Consider the following 17,514-nt stretch of genomic DNA (forward strand, 5'->3'; position numbering starts at 1 on the left):
GCATGCTACGGCACTGCGGCCCAGCCGCGGCCGTCGTGCAGGGAAAGCTCGATGCGCACGTCCTGCAGCGCATCGACGCAATGCAGGTTGACATTGACCTCGCCGGGGGCCGATCGCGGATGGCAGTGCGTATGAATGCCGCAGGTCCTGCAGAAGAGATGGCGTGCGCGCATCGTGCCGAAGCGGTAGCTCGACAGCTGCTCCGCGCCCGCGAGCAGGCTGAAGCTGCCGGCCGGCACGCGGTGGTGCAGCGCCGCCTTGCGCACGCAATAGCTGCAGTTGCAGCTCACGCCCTTGTGCGACGCCAGCAAGAACTCGAAGCGCACCGCGCCGCAGTGGCAGCGCCCCTGCTGCCACGCGCAGGCTTCTTCGGAAGGAGCCTCGCCGCTCACTAGGCGAGGACAGCAGCGGGTTCGGCCGTGCCGGCGGACGCCTTGAAGCGGCCGAGGAACGCGCGCGTCGACTCCTGCTGCGGGTTGTCGATGACGATGCCGGGCGGCCCGCATTCCGCGACGACGCCATCGCGCATGAAGATCACCTGGTCCGCCACCTCGCGCGCAAAGCCGATCTCATGGGTGACCAGGATCATGGTCATGCCTTCCTTCGCCAGGCCCTTGATGACGGTCAGCACTTCTCCGACGAGCTCGGGATCCAGCGCCGAGGTGGCCTCGTCGAAAAGCATGACGTTCGGCTTCATGGCCAGCGCGCGGGCGATGGCCACGCGCTGCTTCTGCCCGCCCGAGAGCTTGTCGGGGTAGTAGTCGGCGCGCTCGAGCAGCCCCACCTTCTGCAGCAGTGCCCGGGCCTCGGCCGCTGCCTGGGCCTTGGGCGTCTTGAGTACGGTGACCGGGCCTTCCATGACGTTCTGCAGCGCGGTCATGTGGGGGAACAGGTTGAAGTGCTGGAACACCATGCCGGTGGAGGCGCGGAACTTGGCGAGCTTGCGCTCGTTCGGCAGCGCGGTGTCGCGTCCGCTGAACTGGATCGCCTGGTCGCCGACGGCGATGCGTCCGCCGTCCGGAACCGTCAGCAGGTTGATGCAGCGAAGCAGCGTGGATTTGCCGGAACCCGAAGGCCCGATCATCGCGACCACCTGGCCGCGTTCGATCTTCAGCGAGATGTCCTTGAGGACCACGTGGGCGCCGAAGGACTTTCGAAGGCCTGCGATCTCGATCACGGTGGGTGTCGTCATGTCAGGCTTCCTTGGCAACGCCGTATTCCATGCGCTTGGCCCAGATCGTGATGGGCAGCAGCACGGCGAAATAGGCAATGGCGATGAAGGTGTAGAGCTCCAGCGGCCGATAGGTGTCGTGCGCGATCACCTGGCCCTGGTACAGCAGGTCCGGCACGGCCAGCACCGAGAGCAGCGAGGTGTTCTTCAGCTGCATGATCGACTGGCTCATCAGCGGCGGCACCATTTTCTTGAACGCCTGCGGCAGCAGGATGCGGCGCAGCAGCTGCAGGCGCGTCATGCCCAGCGCCTTGCCGGCCTCGGTCTGGCCGGCCTCGATGGAGATGATCCCGCCGCGCACGATCTCCGAATAGAACGCGCCGCCGTAGAGCGTCAGGCACAGGGTGGCGGCGGCCGTGGCCGAGAGTTCGAGGCCGGTGAGCACGGGCAGCGCGTAGTAGAACCACACGAGCTGCACCAGCACCGGCGTGCACCGGAACACCTCGATGTAGGCGCGCAGCGGCGCGGTGATGTACGGGTTGGTGGACAGGCGCCCCAGGCCGGTGACCACGCCCACCAGCAGCCCGAGCACCACGCAGACCACCGTGAACAGCAGCGTGTAGAGCAGCCCGCTGATGAGCAGCGAGCGGTACTTCCAGAGCACCGCGAAATCCCAGTCGTAGCCCGCGGAGGCCGCGCTGGCGCCTGCGAAGTGCTTGACCAGCGCCCAGGCGCCGGCCAGCGCTAGCACCACCATCAGGGCCATGCCCAGGCGGGAGCGCGAGCGGGGCGCCCCCTGCGATTCGGCGTATTCCATGGCCCGGCCTCAGAACTTGATTTCGGACGGGAAGGCGCTGGCCGGAACGCCGGCGAGTTTTTCCATGTTCTTCAGGATCACGCTGCGGACCTCGCCCTTGGCGCGAACCTCGCCCAGCCAGGCGTTGACGGCTGTCTGCATGGCCGGATCGGCTTCCTTGCGCAGGCCGATGCTCACGGGTGCGGTGTAGATCGGCGTGGGGATCTGCATCACGCCCACGTTGGCGCGCTTGGCCAGCAGCGGCTGCGCCAGCAGGATCACCAGGATCTGGCAGTCGGCGCGGCCGGCCTGCAGCGCGAGCGTTGCGGAGCCCGAGTTCTCCAGCCGCTGGACATCGGCCTTCGGCAGGATGCGCGTGGCGAGCTGGTCGTGGCTGGAGCCCACGTCGACCACGATCTTGTTCTCGGGTGCGTTCAGCTGCTCCCAGGTCTTGGTCGGGAAGCCCTTCTTGCACACGGCGGTGTAGGTGTTGTCGAACAGGGTGTCGGAGAAGTTCACGACCTCCTTGCGCGCCGGCGTCGGCGCCATGCCGAACATCGCATCGATCTTGTTCGACTGCAGGTCGAGCACCGCGTTGCCCCAGGTGGTTTCCACGTATTCGACCTTGGCGCCGAACTTCTTCGCCAGGCTCTCGGAGAAGTCGGGCCCGAAGCCTTCCCACTTGCCCGAGACCAGGTCCTTGCTGAAGTACGGAATGGCCCCGGCGATCGCGCCCACCCGCAGGACCTTGGTCCGTTGGACGCGGGTCATCGAGCTTTCCGGCTCCTGGGCGACGCTGAGGGTGAGGGTGCATGCGCTCGTCAGCGCGAGGAGGGTGCGAAGGATCGCTCGTTTTGTAGTCATGGGGTCTCCAAGCAAAAAGCTCGCCATTTGAATAAGAAGGAAGGCTTCGACTCGCGAATGAAGTCTAGGAGCCATGATAGTCACGAGCAATGCGGCACTTCGTCAGGATCGCGCGAAGTTTTCGTCATACCGTCATCCTGGGCATGCGAAACGACCGATTCCGTTGGGCGGCGCTTGAATGTCCGGGTCGCACCATGGGCACGCCCCGGGTGCCAGATCGGTGCGCCCCGGGCGGCTTCAGCCCAGGAACCGTGAAGGCCGGAACGGCGCGGGATCGAAGGCGCAGGCTTCGCCGGCCATCATCGCGCCCAGGAGCGCGGCCGTTCCGGGAGCGGTGTTGAAGCCGATGTGCTGGTGGCCGAAGGCGAGCCAAAGGCCTGGGCGGCCCGGGCATTCGCCGATCACCGGGCGGCTGTCCGGCAGCGTGGGGCGGCTGCCGAGCCAGGCTTCCTTGTCAAGGCGCTCCTCGAGCGGAAACGCCTCGCGCGCCGCGCGCTCGGCCAGGTCGAGCTGCGCGAGGTTCCGGGGCGCCTCGCGATCGGTCAATTGCACGCCGGTGGACAGGCGCAGGCCTTGTTCCATCGGCGACAGCACATAGCCGCCGCCGGTGTCGTAGACCGGCCGCCCGAGCGAGGCGCCGCCGGCGGCCCCGTAGTGCATGTGGTAGCCGCGCTCGTACGCCATCGGCACCGACAGGCCCAAGGCTTTCTTCGCGAACTCCCGGCTCCAAGGCCCCAGCGCGAGCACGACGCGCGAGGCCTCGTGGACCGTACCGGCGTCTTCGGTCACCTGCCAGGCATCGCCTGCATCCGGTCGGCGCAGGCCGCCGATCGATGCCTGCCGGATGCGGCCTCCGCGCGCGGTGAAAAGCCTGGCATAGGCCTCGACCACCTGGCCAGGGCTGTCCACCGACGCCGTGTCCTGGATCCACAGCGCGCGCGGGAACAGCGGCTTCAGATGCGGCTCGAGCTGCGCGAGCTCTCGCGCATCGAGCACCTGCGTCGCGATGCCGAATTTCTTGAAAGTGTCCCGCGAGAGCTGGCCGCCGAGAAAGCCTTGCTCGCTGCGGTAGAGAAAGAGCCACCCGTTCGTGCGCAGGCGGTGCGCCGCGCCCGCTTCGCCCAGCAGCCGCAGGTGCTCCGACGTCGAAAGCCGGATCAGGGCATCGAGCGCCGCGGTCGTTTCATGAAAGACCGCCGCGCGCGCATTGGCCAGGAACTTCAGCGCCCATGGCAGGTTCTTCGCGAGGAGAAGCGGGTTGTAGCGAAAGCCCGCAGAGCTGTTCTTCAGCAGCCTGGGAAGCGAGGACCACAACCCCGGATGGTTGAACGGCATCAGCGAGCTGCGGGCGATCACGCCGGCATTGCCGTAGGAGGTTTCGCGGCCCGGGGCGGTGCGGTCGAAGACCGTCACGTCGAAACCCCGCCGCTGGAGCTCGAGGGCGCACGACACGCCGACGATGCCGGCGCCGAGCACGGCAACAGTGTTCTTCATTCAGGCCAATCGGTTCATTCGCCGAAAAGTCTATCGCGAACCGCCGGCGCCGCGAGCGGGTCTACAGATAGGCCACGTCTTCCGGCGCCAGCGCCAGCGGATCGAGCTTCTTTTTCGCGAGCCATGAATACACGGGCGGCACGCGGTCCGCGAGCGATTCGATGTGGATGTCGATGAGGCAGGGGCCGTCATAGGCGAAGGCTTCATCGAGCGCCTGCATCAGTTCGCCGGGCGTGGCGGCTGTCCAGGCCTTGATGTCGAAGGCCTCGGCAATGGCCTGGCCGCGCGGCGGCAGGAAATCCACGCCAAAGCATTCGTCGTGGCCCTTGAGCCGGTGCAGCCCCTTGATCCAGCCGAAGCAGCCGTTGTTGAAGAGCATCAGCAGCGCCGGCACCTTCTTGCGGACCAGCGTCTCGAGCTCGCCGACGGCCATGTTGAAAGAGCCGTCGCCGAACATGCCGATCGGCCGGCGCGTCTTGTCGGCATACCAGGCGCCGACCACCGCGGGAATCGCCGAGCCCAGGCCGCCGAAGGCACGCGGAATGACGAAGCGCGTGCGACGGTCCCCGATGCGCAGGAAGCGCGTCATGTAGGGCGTGGGCGTGCCGGCATCCGAAAGAATGTGCACGGCCTGGCCGTACTTCTCCAGCTGCTTGCCGAATTCGCGCACCACGCGCTCGGGCCGCAGCGGCACGTCGTCCAGCGAGAGCACGCCTTCGGCATGGTCCCAGAAGTTCGCGCGGTAGGTGTTGAGATGGTCGACCCAGGGCGTGTGTTTCGAGCCATCGAAATCGACGGGCGCTTCGTCCAGGATCTGCGTGAGGACCAGCTGCGCATCCGCGGCGATCGACAGCAGGTTCTCGTAGTTGTTGGCAAGGCGCTCGGGGTTGATGTCGATCTGCACCACGCGCTTGTTGAGCGTCGACTTGGGGAAGGTCCAGCCCACGGTGACGACGGAGCCCATGCGCGAGCCGACGAAGATCACCAGGTCCGATTCCTCGAGCGCGCGGTTGGCATGCGGATGAAAGCCGTTGTCGCCGATGACGCCGATCGCCAGGCGGTGGTCGTCGGGCAGCGCGCCCTGGCCAGTGATCGTGTTGACCACGGGCACGTTGAGCTTCGCGGCCACCTCGGTGAGCGCGCTGCCGGCGCAGGAGCGATTCACGCCGCCGCCCGCGACGAACAGCGGCCTCGAGGCCTTCCGCAGCAGCGCGAAAAGCTCGCCCACCTTGCCGGGCGCTGGCGCCATCGGAAAGGCCGGGAAGGTCCTGCATTCAGGCTCGGCGTGCAGCGAGATGGTGTCGGGGTCGATCTCCGCCAGCAGCATGTCTTCCGGGATCTGCAGGTGCACGGCGCCGGGCGTGCCGGAGCAGGCCACGCGGAATGCGCGGCGAACGATCTCGGGCAGCTTTTCGGGCGACTTCACCTGCACCGACATTTTGGTGACGGGCTCGAACAGCCTGGCGCAGTCGAGCTCGGTGATCATGCCGCGGCCTTCGCCGGGCAGCGGCAAGTCGATGGTCAGCAGGATGACCGGCACCGAAGAAGCATTCGATTCCGCCAACGGCGGCAGCGAGTACATCGCGCCGGCGCCCGAGGGGCATTCGAAGATGCCGGGCCTGTCGGTCAGCCGCGCATAGGCGTCGGCCATGTAGCCGGCCGAGCGCTCGTCGCGGGCCATGACGTGCTCGATGTCGCCCTGGCGGCGCTGCAGCGCCTCGTAGAACGGCACGTTGGTGTCGCCGGGCACGCCAAAAAGCACGTCGACGCCGTAGTTGATCAACATCTGCACGAGCACGTCTGCACCACGCATGGCAAAACTCCAGTCCGGATTGAAAAAGAAGAAAGAGAGACAGGGGCGGGCCGGGGCCTTGCGCTCCCCGGCCGCGGCTTGCGCGAAGCACTCAGGCTCAGGCTTCAGCGAGCTCCTGCTGCGAAGGGCTGGAGGCGCTCACGCCGAGTCCCTGGTAGTAGTGGCCCACGCGCGTGGAGAGAAAGGCCTCGAGCGGCGCTTGCTCCTGCCCGACAAAGCCGGCGCGGGGCAGCTTGCCCTGCTGCAGCAGCTCGAACACCCCGACCACGCCGGCCGCCGTGGTGAGCTCGATGGCGGTGCGGTCCTTGCCGCGAAGCCTGGCGCCGAACACGCGGCCCAGGCGGGTTTCCTGCTCGAAGCGGCCGCCGCGCATGCCCGAGGCCGACGCGAACACGATCACCACGTCTTCGCGGCTGTGCGGCACCGCATGCTCGAGCACCTGGCGCAGCAGGTCGCGACGCTCGATCAGGCGCAGGTCGTGCAAGAGGAAGTTCATCGCATCGCGGTGGCCCGGATAGCGGATGGTCTTGTAGTCGAGGTTGCGCACCTTGCCGCGCAGCGTCTCGCACAGCGTGCCCAGTCCGCCGGATGTATTGAAGGCCTCGAAGGCCTCGGCGTCGAGCGTGAAGGTCTCGTGGCCCTCGAGCGCCTGCACCGACACGAGCTGGCCGTTCACGATCGCATCGCAGGCGTTGCAGTATTCGTTGATGACGCCGTCGATGCTCCAGGTGAAGTTGTAGCGCAGGCTGTTGGTGGCATTGCGCGTGAGCGCGCCGACGCGAAGGCGCAGATCGTAGAGCTCGTCGAAGTGCCCCGCGAGGTGCCCGCCGAGCATGCCGATCACGCCGGGCGCGAGGCCGCTTTGCGGCATCAGCACCGACGTGGCTTCGTCGGAAAGCTGGCGGATCGCATGCGTGGCCGCCACGTCCTCCGTGAGGTCGAAGTAGTGCACGCCCAGCCGCGCCGCCTGCGTGGCCACGCGCGCGGCCAGGAAGAACGGCAGCGCATTGATGACCACGGTGTGCGCGGCCAGTTCGCCGGCCAGCGCTGCCTCGTCCTCCACGTTCAGCGTGATCTGCCGCACCAGTGGATCATTGGACGGCGCGCCGGCGCGCTGGTCGGCCAGCGTCACCGGGATGCGGTGGTATTCGGCGATCATGTCCGCCACCGTGCTGCCCACCTTGCCCGCACCCAGCACCAGAACATTCTTGACTTGCAGCTTCGACATTTTGTTTCTCCAGGAAAGAGCCGCGGCTCCGTAGAGAAAATGTAGAAGCGAAGGCTGGCAGGCGGTAGAGAGCAGAACGGCGAAGGCGGCAGTCTTCTCGACGTTTCGACGAAGCCGCGTGACGTTTCGGAGGACTCAGGCTCCGTGCCGCCCGCGGTGCAGCATCAATCCCGGCGCGTCCAGCTGCGCCATCAGGATGTTCCCGTGGGTGGAATCGGTCACGTAGAGGGTGCTGCGTTCCTTGCCGCCGAAGGCAAGGTTGGTCGTGGAAGCCCCCGCCGGTCCTCGAAGAACGACGATCGGCTCGGCACGCGCGTTCAGCAGCCAGACGTAGCCCAGGCCCGGGTTGGCGATGACCACGCGTCCTTTCGCATCGACCGCCAGGCCGTCAGGCCCGCTCGGGCCATACGAGGTGAAGAACTGGCTCACCTTGGCGACGCTGCCGTCGGCCAGCAGCGGCACGCGCCACACGCAGTTGCCGCGCGTCACCGCGAGATAGAGCAGCTTGCCGTCGGGCGAGAGCGCCACGCCGTTCGGGCTGGGCACGTTGCCCAGCAGCAGATCGAGCTGGCCGTCCGGCCGCAGCCGGTAGAGGCGGCCCGTGGGATCGTGCAGCCCGGTCTGGCCCTGGTCGGTGAAGTAGATGTTGCCCTGCGCGTCCAGCACCAGGTCGTTCACGCCCTTGAAGCGCTCGGTGTTGCGCCGCTGCAGGTGAGGCGTGACGGCGCCGTTGCGCACGTCGATGCGCATCAGGCCGTTCTTGTAGTCGGCGACGAGCAGCGTGTGCGCATCCAGGAACTTCATGCCGTTCGGCTCGCCGTCGTATTCGGCCACCGGGGTCCACGCGCCGGCCGGATCGATGCGGAACACGCGGCCGAACGGGATGTCCGCCACGTAGAGGTTGCCGGCCTCGTCGAACACCGGCCCCTCGAGAAACGAGTCGGTGGCCTGGCCGCCGCGGTTGGCGTCGGCCCAGGCGCTGGACTCGCGGCGGCGCAGGGCGTCGGGCATGCGCGTGAACACTTCGAGTTCTCGGATTTCGGGGGGGTGCAGAAGGAACAAGGGAGTCTCCGTCGCGGCGCCGGCGCCGCAGGGTGTGAAGGAAGGTGCGGCGCGTTCGTAGCGGTCAGGCCTCGCCGAAGCCGTAGAGCCGTGCCGGGTTGTCGACGAGGATACGGTCCATCACGCCGTCGTCGCCGCACCAGGCGCGCAGCACGTCCACCAGGCCGGCGTCGTCGACGGTGTCCGGTACCTCGGTGGTGTGGGGCCAGTCGCTGCCCCAGAGCATGCGCTCCGGCGCAGCCTGCACCAGCGCACGTCCCAGCGCATGGGCGTCGCCATAGGCCGGCGCACCCTCTCGCGAGCGCATGTAGACGCCGGACAGCTTCACCCAGGTATTGCCCTTGTCGAGCAGCCGGCGCAGTGTGGCGAAGGCCGCGCCGGCCGGCCCTTCGGCGGGATCGATGCGCGCCATGTGGTCGATCACGAGCGAGGTGGGCAAGGCCTCGAGTACCGGCGCCAGTTCGACCAGCTGCCCGGGGTGAACGAAGAGCTGGATGTGCCATCCCAGGCGCGCCACCTTGCGCGCGAGCGCCGCCAGCATTTCCGGCGTGGTGGCGCCCCAGGATTGCGGCGTCACGAAGTTCACGCGCAATCCGCACACGCGCTGCGCCGCGAGGCGCTCGAGCAGCGCATCGTCCACCTCGGTGCCGACCACCGCGACGCCGCGCGCGCTCGTTCCGAGCTGTGCCAGCGCGTCGAGCATGCAGGCGTTGTCGGTGCCATAGGTCGACGGGTTCACGACCACCGTGCGCGACGTGCCCAGCCGCTGCTGGAGTTGGTGATAGGTGGCGACCTCGGCACGGGGCGGCTGCCGCTTCCAGTGCCGCGAGGGCGCAAAGCGCGGATCGAAGATGTGCATGTGGCTGTCGCAGGCGTTGGCGGGCAGCCTGCGCGACGGGCGATCGAGCCCGACCGAATGCGGCACGGGATGCGTGAGCGGGAGATCGGCCATCGGCGCGTCAGTCGAGCTTGATGTTGCCCTTGCGGATCACCTCGGCCCACTTCGCGTCTTCCTTCTTCAGGAAGGCCGTGAACTCGGCCGGCGTGGAGCCGACGGCCTGCACGCCGACGTCGGTGAAGCGCTGCTTCACCTCGTCTTCCTTCAGCACCTCGACCAGCGCCTTGTGCAGCTTCCCGGCGACGGACTCCGGCGTGCCGGCCGGCAGCAGCAGGCCGTTCCATTCGAAGGCCTCGTAGCCCGGCACGACCGATTCGGCCACCGTCGGCACGTCCGGCAGGCGCCTTGAGCGCTCGGGCGACGAGATCGCGAGCGCCCGCAGCTTGCCCGAGGACACCAGCGGATAAGACGCCGCGATGGTGCTGAACATGAAGTCGACCTGGCCGCCGGTCACATCGACGATGGCGGGTCCGCCGCTCTTGTAGCCGACGTGCACCATGTCGAGGTCGAGCCGTTGGCGCAGCAGCTCCGCCGCCAGCCGCTGCACGGTGCCGCTGCCGCCGGAGGCGAAGTTCAGCTTGCCCGGCGCGGCCTTGGCCTTGGCGGCCAGGTCCTTCACGTCCTTGATCGGCGACTCGGCCCTGACGATGAGGATGTTCGGCGCCAGCGAGACCAGCGCCAGCGGCTGCAGCGCATTGGCCGCGTACGGCATGCGCGGGAACAGGTGCGGATTGATGGAGTAGGGCGTGGCGTCGTAGAGCACGGTGTAGCCGTCGGCCGGGGCCTTGGCGGCAAAGCTCGCGCCGATGGTCCCGCTCGCGCCGGGGCGGTTGTCGACGATCACGCTGGTGCCCAGCTTCACGCCCATGCGCACGGCGAGCACGCGCGCCAACGCATCGGCCGAGCCGCCGGGCGCGTAGGGGACGACCAAGGTGATCGGACGCTCGGGAAAGGCGGCATTCGCCGAGGCTGCAGCCAGGAAGCAGATTGCCAGCGCGCGGCGGATGAAGGTTTTCATGTGTCGTATCGATGAATGGTTGGGTAGGCAGGAGCAAGAGCGCGGCGCATCCGCTCACTCTGCTTTCAGGTCGAGGGCGCGTGCGAGCTCGCCATAGGCCTTCACTTCGTTGGCGAGCTGTGCGCCAAACGCGTCGGCGCAGGTGCTCCGCGCTTCCATTCCGAGCATCCGCAACTTCTCCATCGTTGCGGGCGCGCTGGCAAACCCGGTCGCCACGCGCCGCAGCGCGGCCAGGACCTGTGGCGGCGTTTGCGCCGGTGCCAGCAAGCCATACCAGGCGTCGGCGGAGTAGCCCTTGATGCCGGCCTCCTCGAAGGTCGGCACGCCCGGAAGCAGCGCCGAACTCTGGGGCGCGGCGACCGCGAGTGCGCGCAGCTTGCCGGCTTGCACTTGCGGAAGGACCGACCCCAGGGTTGCAAAGGAACTGTCCACCTGTTCGCCCATCAGGTCGGTTATGGCCTGGGCGGCGCCCTTGTAGGGAATGTGGTTCATCGAGGTGCCGGTCAGCCGCGTGAACTGTTCGCTCGCGAAATGGCCGGAGCTGCCGCTTCCCGGCGTGGCATACGTGCGCTTGCCGGGCGCTGCCTTCACCTCCCGCAGAAACTCGCCGACCGTATTGGCGGCCATCGTCGGCCCGACCACCAGCACCGTCGGACTCACTGCCAGCGAGCACACCGGGGCGAACGAACGGACCGCATCGAATTTCACCCGATGGCTGTAGAGCGCCGGGATCATCGTGTGGTTGGTCGCGCCCAGCAGCAAGGTGTAGCCATCCGGTGCGGCTGCGGCCACGGCTTCCGCCGCCAGGATCGTATTGGCGCCCGGCTTGTTGTCGACCACGAAAGGCTGGCCGAGCGCGCGCGCGGCATGCTCGGCGAATGCGCGCGCGACGGCGTCGGTCGGGCCGCCCGCGGAAAAGCCCACAAGGATTCGAACCGGCTTGGCGGGCCAGGCTGTCTGTGCAGCGGCGGGCAGTGCTGCGCACAGCCCCATTGAAGCGGCCAGCGACATCGTCGCCAGATGGATCTTCATAGCTTGTCTCTCGTTGTTCGAAGCGGCGTTCAGTTTGTGGCCGGCTGCCGTGCGAGCACCTGCAACACGTTCTTCGCCGCGCCGACGCCCATGTTCACATAGGCATCGCCGGTCACGCCGCCGATGTGCGGGCTCAGCACGAAGTTCTTCTCGCCCTGGAACGGGTGGCCGGCGGCCATGGGCTCCGCCGCGAAGCTGTCCAGGCCCGCCATGCCGACCTGCCCCGAGCGCACCGCGGCCAGCAGCGCCGCCTCGTCGACGAGGCCGCCGCGCGCGGTGTTCACCAGGATCACGCCCCGCTTGCACCGCGCCAGCGTCCCGGCGTTGACCATGCCGCGGTTGTCTTCCGTCAGCGGGCAGTGCAGCGAGATCGCATCGGACTCGCGCCAGATCGCCGGCAGGTCGACCGGCGTCACATGGGTCGGCAGATTCGCGGCATAGGGATCGAAGCCGATCACGCGCATGCCCAGTGCATCGGCCATGCGGGCAAAGCGCAGCCCGATCGCACCCAGGCCGACCAGCCCGATGGTGCGTCCGCCGAGTTCGAGGCTCTTGTGCGTGGCCTTGTCCCAGTGGCCGGCATGCATGCGCGCGTCCAGCGTCACGACCGACTTGGCGCAGGCCAGCAGCAGGGCCAGCGCCTGCTCGGCCACCGCGGCGGCGTTCGCGCCCACGGCCGCGGCCACCTCGATGCCGCGCGCCTGGGCCGCGGCCTTGTCGATGGTGTCGGTGCCGCTGCCGTGCTTGGAGATCACGCGCAGCGAGGGCGCCGTGTCCATCACCGCGACGCCGACCTTGCCGTAGCGCACGATGATGGCCACCGGGTCGTGCGCGCGGCACAGCGCCACCAGGTCGTCTTCGGTCGGCGCCTTGCCGGCGTAGACGATCTCGTGGCCCTCGAGCAGCGCGATGGCTTGCGGCGCGAGGTCGGCGCCGGTCACCAGGATGGTGCTCACAGGGCCTCTCCTTCCTTGAGCACGCCGGCCGTGCGCAGCGCGCTGTTCAGCCACTTGGCCGCGGTGTCGCCTTCCTTGATGGCGGCAATGCGTGCGGCCTCGTCGCTGACCTTGCGGGCCGCCGCGGGCAGCAGCTCCTCGATCCTTTCGCGCTCCACCACCACCACGCCGTCGCCGTCGGCAATCACGAAGTCGCCGGCGCGCACCGTGACGTCTCCGACCGAGACGGGATGCCCGATGCGCCCCGCGATGTTCTTGGTCGGGCCGTTCGGGTTGGTGCCCACGCAGAACACGGGAAAGTCCATCTCGTCGATCTCAAGGCTGTCGCGGCAGGCGCCGTCCATCACCACGCCCGCGATGCCCAGCTTCTGGCAGGCCGTCATCATGATGGTGCCCATGAGCGCCGAGCCCTGGTCGCCCTTGCCGTCGATCACCAGCACGTCGCCGGGCCTGGCCATCGCGATGGCGGCGTGGATCATGAGGTTGTCGCCGGGGCGCACTTCCACCGTGAAGGCGGGACCGGCCAGCTTCATGCGCGGGCGCAGCGCCTTGATGCGGCCATGCATCGCGCCCCGGCGGCCGGCCACGTCGGCCAGGATGGCGGGCTGGAATTGCGCGGCCTGCGCCACGACGTGTGCGGGCACGCGCTCGAAATTGCGAATGATGTCGGGAGGGTTGGAGGACATGGGTTTCTCTTGGAGGAATGAAGAGGGGGGTTCAGTGCGGCGTGCGCCTCAATCGACCTTGGCGCCCGAGTCCTTGACGACCTTGCCCCAGCGCACCATTTCTTCGCGGATGTAGGCGCCGAACTCCTCCGGCGTGCTGCCCTTCACCTCGGCGCCCTGGCTCGCGAGCTTGCGCTTGACCTCGGGGTCCTGCAGCGCCTTGTTGAACGCCGCGTTGAGCTTGGCCACCACGTCCTTCGGCAGGCCGGCCGGGCCCGCAACGCCGAACCATGTCGCGGCCTCGAAGCCCTTGTAGCCCGACTCGTCCACCGTTGGCGCGCCGGGAAGGTCGGCGGTGCGCTTGCGCGAGGTGACGACGATCGGGCGCATCTTGCCGCTCTTGATGTGCCCGATCAGCGTCGGCACCGAGGACATGTACATCTGGACCTGGCCGCCGATCAGGTCGGTCGATCCCTGCGCGGCGCCCTTGTAGGGCACGTGCGTGAACCTGACGCTGGCGGTCTTCTGGAAGAGCTCGGTCGCCAGGTGCGCCACGGTGCCGCTGCCCGAGCTCGCGTAGTTGAGCGCCTCGGGCCTGGCCTTGGCCGCGGCCACCACGTCGGCCAGCGTCTTGTACGGCGAGTCGGCCGCCACCACCAGCACCAGCGGCGCGCTGGCAACGAGGCCGATCGGCGTCAGATCCTTCTCGGGGTTGTAGGGCAGCCTGGCGTAGAGCGTGGGATTGATCGCCAGGTTGCTGGTCTGGCCGAGCACCAGCGTGTAGCCGTCGGGCGCTGACTTAGCGGCCGCATCGACCCCGAGGTTGCCGCCCGAGCCGGGCTTGTTGTCGATGACGATCGACCAGCCATTGCTGGTGGCGACCTTGTTGGCAACTTCACGCGCAACCAGGTCGGTGCCGCCGCCGGCCGGGAACGGCACGATCAGCCGGATCGGCCGCGACGGATACGGGGCCTGCGCAAGAGCGCCGGCAGGTGCGAGGAGGGTGGCGCCGGCCACCAGTGCTGCGGCGGCGATGGCGAGACGACGACGCGAAGCGCCGGCACGAAGCGGGAATGAGGGCATGAACTTGTCTCCTGTGGCCGAACTGCCCGGCCCTGTGAAGCGGGTCCGGTGCGTTCGATGGAGGCAAGTATTTGCGCTGCTTCGCCAGCGGTCCAATCGATAATTTCTTGGAACCGATAAATGCCGCTTGGGGTATCAGCGCGACCGGAAACGCCCGTGCCTGGCCAGCAGCACCACCAGGCGCTGCGCTGCCGGCGAGAGGTAGCCGCTCTCGCGGTAGGTGACGACCATGCGCCGGCGCATCGTCACGCCCCGGACCTTGACCTCGCGCAGCGCCGCGCCCGAGCGGCCTTCCTGCAGGTGCAGCCGCGAGATGAAGCTCAGCAGGCCGGTCTCGTCGATCAGGCTCGGCAGCATCAGCAGCATCGTGCTTTCCACCTGCACCTGGGGCCGCGGCAGGTGGCTGCGGTCGAAGGTCTGGTCCAGCCAGTCGCGCGTCGGCGCGCCGGGCGGTTGCAGCACCCAGCGGTAGCCGGCCAGGTCCTTGAGCGTCGGCTTGGCCTTCTTGAATATCTCGTGCGAGCTGGTCGCGGCAACCACGATCGGGTCTTCGGCGAGCAGCTTCGAGGTGAAGCCCGGCTCCTGCGTGCCCTCGGTGCCGACCATCAGGTCGATCTCGCCGGACCGCAGCAGCGGCGTCAGGATGTCGCCCAGCGCCACCGTCGTGCGAAGCGTGATGCCCGGCGCCTCGCCCATCAGCTCCCGCGCCGCTGGTGGAAGCAGGAACTGCGCGGCCGTGGGCACGATGCCGATGCGGATGTTGCCGGCCAGGCCGCGGCCAATGTCGCCGATCTCGCGGCGCGCGCTTTCCACATCGAAGCGCGTGCGCTGCGCCCACTTGAGCAAGGCCTTGCCGGCGGCCGTGAGGCGGATGCCGCGGCCCGTTCGCTCGAACAGGGCCGCGCCGCAGGCTTCTTCCAGGCGCTTGACGCAACTCGTCAGCGCAGGCTGGGTGCGGTGCAGCCGCTCCGAGGCGCGGCCCATGTGCTCGAGTTCGGCAATGACCTCGAAGTACTGCAGGTCGCGCAGGTCCAAAAAAAAATCTCCTGGTTTTGCTCTTGCGCGACGCGTGGCGCCGGGGCCTTCGAGCGAGTGGTCTTGTCCCGTGCACGGTGGACACGGGCTGTTCGCAATATAGCGCCCAGCATCTCGGGATCGGCGTTCCGTTCAGGGTTGGCGCCTGTCCAGCCCTCGGCTGCGGAACCAGCGGAGTTTCGATCCGTTACTCTGCCGAGCCCGGCCGCTCCCCGCCAAGTCATCTGCGCTTCACGTTCGCGAGCCACACTGCAATGGATGCTTGCCGGCGCTGGTAGAGGTGGCCTTTGGCACCCGCCTGCAGTGCGGGTCCTCGAGGCCGGCGGCATCCTCTCTTCCGCCCTCGGCTCAGTCCGGCGAGGCCTCAGCCCAGCAGCTCGATCGCCGCCTGCACGATCGGCCGCGCCCAGGCCGGCGTGGCCGCGAGCGCGGCCAGGTCGCCTGGCTGCGGAAAGACGGGCTCGCCCGCGCTCAGCTCGAGCACCAGCACCGGATCCGCAATGTCGCCGCCGGGCGGCGCCTCCGCGCTGTTGTCGAAGACCTGCAGCCGCGTGAGCTTGGGCAGCAGCTTGATGAGGTTGGCGCGCGAGGCGATCCAGCGCTCGCGGATCTTGGCCTCTGGAATGTCGTGGCCGCCGCGCGCCACGCGCGCCCGCACGCGGGCGATGTGCTGCTCGGGCGAAGAGAGTCCGCAGAAGATCATGACCACGTCGTGGCTCGACGCGGCGCGCGCGAGCAGCGCGGGAATGGTGCTCGCGCCCAGCGTGGTCTCGAAGGCGTAGTTGGAACGCTGCGCGATGGCCGCTTCCAGCCGCTCGCGGCCGAGGTTCCATGCGCGGGCGTTCGCCTCTTCGGGCGTGAGCCCGAGCTGCGCGATGAGCTCGCGCGCGCAGGTGTCGGGGTTGAACCAGGTCAGGCCGTGCTCGGCGAGCAGGGCACCACCGACCGAGCTCTTGCCCGCGCCGTTGACACCGGCCAGCACCAGGATGAAGGGGCGGGCGGCCGCCGCCATCAGAAGGTGTCGCCCGCCTTCGGGCGGCGCCCGAGCTTGCCCTTGGCGGCGAACAGCTTGCCCATCTGCGCGGCTGCTTCGGGCTGCTGCAGCACGCCCAGGCGCACGTCGAAGCGGCGCCCGAGTTCGTCGAGCACCGACTGCTCGCGCGCCTTGAGCGCCTGCGCGTCTTCCACCAGCTGGTTGTAGGTGGCTGCGGTCAGCAGCACCATCTCCACCGTCGAATGGTTGGTCACGGCCAGGCTGCCGGTCTTCTGGACCTGGCGGACCACGTCGCCCCAGCGGTTCTTGACCTGGGATGCGTTCTGACGCGGCAGTTCATCGAGGTTTGGCAGGATGGCGGCCATGGTGTGCTCCTTTGAGCGCCATTATGGCAAAAATGGCAAAAATGGACAAAAGGCACCGCGAAAGCCATTTTTGCCGCCAGCCGGACTGCAGGCGCCCCGATTGATATGGCGCAAGGCCGGCGCGGCCCGCGCGGCCTAAGGTCTGCGCATATGCCCGCAACTGGGCCCGCATTCCCGAAGGAGCTTCCGCCATGCCGACCCCCAAATCGATTCTCCTGCACCTCGACGGCTCGGCGCGCACGGCGGAGTGCATCGCCTTCGCGCGAAGCTTGGCCGAGGCTTTCGACGCGCAAGTGACGGGTGCTCCGTGCACCCTGCCCGCGCTCATGCGCTATCCGTTCGCGCTGGAGGGCGCCGCAGAGGCCGTCGCGATCATGCAGCAGAGCGACAAGGCCGCGCGGGACAGGATGTACGCGAGCTTCACGGCCCAGGCCGCCGGTTCGCCCCGCATGCACTGGACCGAGCAGGAGAGCGACGCGCCATGGGGTTTCGCCCGCCGTGCGCTGTACGCCGATCTGGTGATCCTGGGGCAGCGCCATCCCGAAGATCCCATGGCCTCCGAACTGCCCGGCGACTTCCTGCCGCGCCTGCTGGTGGAAAGCGGACGGCCCGCGCTGGTGCTGCCCTATGCGGGTGCACTGGTTGCGGCACCCGGCACCGTGCTGCTGGCATGGAAGGAAACCCCCGAGGCCGCGCGCGCGGTTTCGGCCGCGCTGCCCTGGCTGCGCGCCGCCTCGAAGGTGCATGCGGCCTGCTATGGCGAAGGCGCCGAAGCATCCCTGAAGCAACTGCAGCGCTATCTTGCCGCCCAGGGGATTGCCGATGTCTCGCCGCATGCCGACGGCACCGGAGAAGGGGATGCCGGCAACAGGCTGCTGTCCTTGGCTGCGGATCTGGGCGCGGACTTGCTTGTGATGGGCTGCTACGGCCACAGCCGGGCGCGCGAATGGATCCTGGGCGGCGCCACGCGCACGATGCTCGAGTCGATGACGCTGCCGGTGCTGATGTCGCGCTGACGACGAACCGTCCCCCAATACGCA

The 17,514-nt window shown here is 68.3% G+C and carries 18 protein-coding genes; 1 reads left to right on the forward strand and 17 read right to left on the reverse strand.

Features of this window, described 5'->3' with window-relative positions:
• Window positions 1–5 precede the first annotated feature (5 nt).
• From ACAM58_RS27200 to ACAM58_RS27280, 17 genes are all read right to left on the reverse strand, one after another.
• The gene (locus tag ACAM58_RS27200; RefSeq protein WP_369664964.1) at window positions 6–392 is read right to left on the reverse strand and encodes a GFA family protein; all 387 of its coding nucleotides are present in this window, start codon (window positions 390–392) and stop codon (window positions 6–8) included.
• On the reverse strand, window positions 392–1,192 hold the full coding sequence (locus tag ACAM58_RS27205) for an amino acid ABC transporter ATP-binding protein (RefSeq protein ID WP_018905964.1): 801 nt from the start codon (window positions 1,190–1,192) through the stop codon (window positions 392–394). The genes ACAM58_RS27200 and ACAM58_RS27205 overlap by 1 nt, the downstream gene beginning before the upstream one ends.
• A 1-nt stretch (window position 1,193) precedes the next feature.
• Window positions 1,194–1,988, reverse strand: coding sequence for an amino acid ABC transporter permease (locus ACAM58_RS27210; protein WP_015865644.1), 795 nt, complete (start codon window positions 1,986–1,988; stop codon window positions 1,194–1,196).
• Window positions 1,989–1,997: 9 nt separating this feature from the next.
• Window positions 1,998–2,738: a transporter substrate-binding domain-containing protein gene (locus ACAM58_RS27215; protein ID WP_369664965.1), complete on the reverse strand. Its 741-nt coding sequence runs from the start codon at window positions 2,736–2,738 to the stop codon at window positions 1,998–2,000.
• Window positions 2,739–3,068: 330 nt separating this feature from the next.
• Window positions 3,069–4,325 carry an NAD(P)/FAD-dependent oxidoreductase gene (locus ACAM58_RS27220; protein ID WP_369664966.1) on the reverse strand — a complete coding sequence of 419 codons (1,257 nt, stop codon included), beginning with the start codon at window positions 4,323–4,325 and terminating at the stop codon, window positions 3,069–3,071.
• Between the two features lie 61 nt (window positions 4,326–4,386).
• Entirely contained in the window at window positions 4,387–6,138 is a 1,752-nt protein-coding gene (locus ACAM58_RS27225) for a thiamine pyrophosphate-binding protein (protein ID WP_369664967.1), read from the reverse strand.
• Window positions 6,139–6,235: 97 nt separating this feature from the next.
• Entirely contained in the window at window positions 6,236–7,366 is a 1,131-nt protein-coding gene (locus ACAM58_RS27230; protein WP_018905968.1) for a saccharopine dehydrogenase family protein, read from the reverse strand.
• A 135-nt stretch (window positions 7,367–7,501) separates the two neighbouring features.
• Complete coding sequence (locus tag ACAM58_RS27235; protein WP_027730812.1) at window positions 7,502–8,428, reverse strand: SMP-30/gluconolactonase/LRE family protein; 927 nt, start codon at window positions 8,426–8,428, stop codon at window positions 7,502–7,504.
• Between the two features lie 64 nt (window positions 8,429–8,492).
• Window positions 8,493–9,380 carry an amidohydrolase family protein gene (locus tag ACAM58_RS27240; RefSeq protein ID WP_027730813.1) on the reverse strand — a complete coding sequence of 296 codons (888 nt, stop codon included), beginning with the start codon at window positions 9,378–9,380 and terminating at the stop codon, window positions 8,493–8,495.
• Window positions 9,381–9,387: 7 nt separating this feature from the next.
• Window positions 9,388–10,344, reverse strand: a complete 957-nt coding sequence (locus ACAM58_RS27245; protein ID WP_027730814.1) for a tripartite tricarboxylate transporter substrate-binding protein — start codon at window positions 10,342–10,344, stop codon at window positions 9,388–9,390.
• A gap of 54 nt (window positions 10,345–10,398) precedes the next feature.
• Window positions 10,399–11,376, reverse strand: a complete 978-nt coding sequence (locus tag ACAM58_RS27250) for a tripartite tricarboxylate transporter substrate-binding protein (RefSeq protein ID WP_369664968.1) — start codon at window positions 11,374–11,376, stop codon at window positions 10,399–10,401.
• A 29-nt stretch (window positions 11,377–11,405) separates the two neighbouring features.
• Window positions 11,406–12,332 carry an NAD(P)-dependent oxidoreductase gene (locus ACAM58_RS27255; protein ID WP_027730816.1) on the reverse strand — a complete coding sequence of 309 codons (927 nt, stop codon included), beginning with the start codon at window positions 12,330–12,332 and terminating at the stop codon, window positions 11,406–11,408.
• Entirely contained in the window at window positions 12,329–13,018 is a 690-nt protein-coding gene (locus ACAM58_RS27260) for a diguanylate cyclase (RefSeq protein WP_027730817.1), read from the reverse strand. The genes ACAM58_RS27255 and ACAM58_RS27260 overlap by 4 nt, the downstream gene beginning before the upstream one ends.
• A gap of 48 nt (window positions 13,019–13,066) precedes the next feature.
• Entirely contained in the window at window positions 13,067–14,080 is a 1,014-nt protein-coding gene (locus ACAM58_RS27265) for a Bug family tripartite tricarboxylate transporter substrate binding protein (RefSeq protein ID WP_369664969.1), read from the reverse strand.
• A gap of 135 nt (window positions 14,081–14,215) precedes the next feature.
• A complete protein-coding gene (locus ACAM58_RS27270; protein WP_015865636.1) occupies window positions 14,216–15,115 on the reverse strand; it encodes a LysR family transcriptional regulator in 900 nt (299 codons plus the stop codon).
• Between the two features lie 364 nt (window positions 15,116–15,479).
• Complete coding sequence (locus ACAM58_RS27275) at window positions 15,480–16,127, reverse strand: AAA family ATPase (RefSeq protein ID WP_027730819.1); 648 nt, start codon at window positions 16,125–16,127, stop codon at window positions 15,480–15,482.
• Window positions 16,127–16,474: a type II toxin-antitoxin system prevent-host-death family antitoxin gene (locus ACAM58_RS27280; protein ID WP_015865634.1), complete on the reverse strand. Its 348-nt coding sequence runs from the start codon at window positions 16,472–16,474 to the stop codon at window positions 16,127–16,129. Before ACAM58_RS27280 ends, ACAM58_RS27275 begins: the two co-directional genes overlap by 1 nt.
• Before the next feature lie 191 nt (window positions 16,475–16,665).
• Between ACAM58_RS27280 and ACAM58_RS27285 the strand changes: the two genes are divergently transcribed.
• Complete coding sequence (locus tag ACAM58_RS27285) at window positions 16,666–17,490, forward strand: universal stress protein (RefSeq protein WP_027730820.1); 825 nt, start codon at window positions 16,666–16,668, stop codon at window positions 17,488–17,490.
• The last annotated feature ends 24 nt before the right edge of the window (window positions 17,491–17,514 follow it).

The organism is Variovorax sp. V116, from assembly GCF_041154435.1.
GTDB lineage: Bacteria > Pseudomonadota > Gammaproteobacteria > Burkholderiales > Burkholderiaceae_C > Variovorax > Variovorax paradoxus.

Coding starts and splice junctions, on each gene's coding strand:
- ACAM58_RS27205 (WP_018905964.1), bottom strand. CDS start 1,192: ATGACGACACCCACCGTGATCGAGATCGCAGGCCTTCGAAAGTCCTTC.
- ACAM58_RS27210 (WP_015865644.1), bottom strand. CDS start 1,988: ATGGAATACGCCGAATCGCAGGGGGCGCCCCGCTCGCGCTCCCGCCTG.
- ACAM58_RS27225 (WP_369664967.1), bottom strand. CDS start 6,138: ATGCGTGGTGCAGACGTGCTCGTGCAGATGTTGATCAACTACGGCGTC.
- ACAM58_RS27275 (WP_027730819.1), bottom strand. CDS start 16,127: ATGGCGGCGGCCGCCCGCCCCTTCATCCTGGTGCTGGCCGGTGTCAAC.
- ACAM58_RS27220 (WP_369664966.1), bottom strand. CDS start 4,325: ATGAAGAACACTGTTGCCGTGCTCGGCGCCGGCATCGTCGGCGTGTCG.
- ACAM58_RS27285 (WP_027730820.1), top strand. CDS start 16,666: ATGCCGACCCCCAAATCGATTCTCCTGCACCTCGACGGCTCGGCGCGC.
- ACAM58_RS27265 (WP_369664969.1), bottom strand. CDS start 14,080: ATGCCCTCATTCCCGCTTCGTGCCGGCGCTTCGCGTCGTCGTCTCGCC.
- ACAM58_RS27230 (WP_018905968.1), bottom strand. CDS start 7,366: ATGTCGAAGCTGCAAGTCAAGAATGTTCTGGTGCTGGGTGCGGGCAAG.
- ACAM58_RS27260 (WP_027730817.1), bottom strand. CDS start 13,018: ATGTCCTCCAACCCTCCCGACATCATTCGCAATTTCGAGCGCGTGCCC.
- ACAM58_RS27215 (WP_369664965.1), bottom strand. CDS start 2,738: ATGACCCGCGTCCAACGGACCAAGGTCCTGCGGGTGGGCGCGATCGCC.
- ACAM58_RS27240 (WP_027730813.1), bottom strand. CDS start 9,380: ATGGCCGATCTCCCGCTCACGCATCCCGTGCCGCATTCGGTCGGGCTC.
- ACAM58_RS27245 (WP_027730814.1), bottom strand. CDS start 10,344: ATGAAAACCTTCATCCGCCGCGCGCTGGCAATCTGCTTCCTGGCTGCA.
- ACAM58_RS27250 (WP_369664968.1), bottom strand. CDS start 11,376: ATGAAGATCCATCTGGCGACGATGTCGCTGGCCGCTTCAATGGGGCTG.
- ACAM58_RS27280 (WP_015865634.1), bottom strand. CDS start 16,474: ATGGCCGCCATCCTGCCAAACCTCGATGAACTGCCGCGTCAGAACGCA.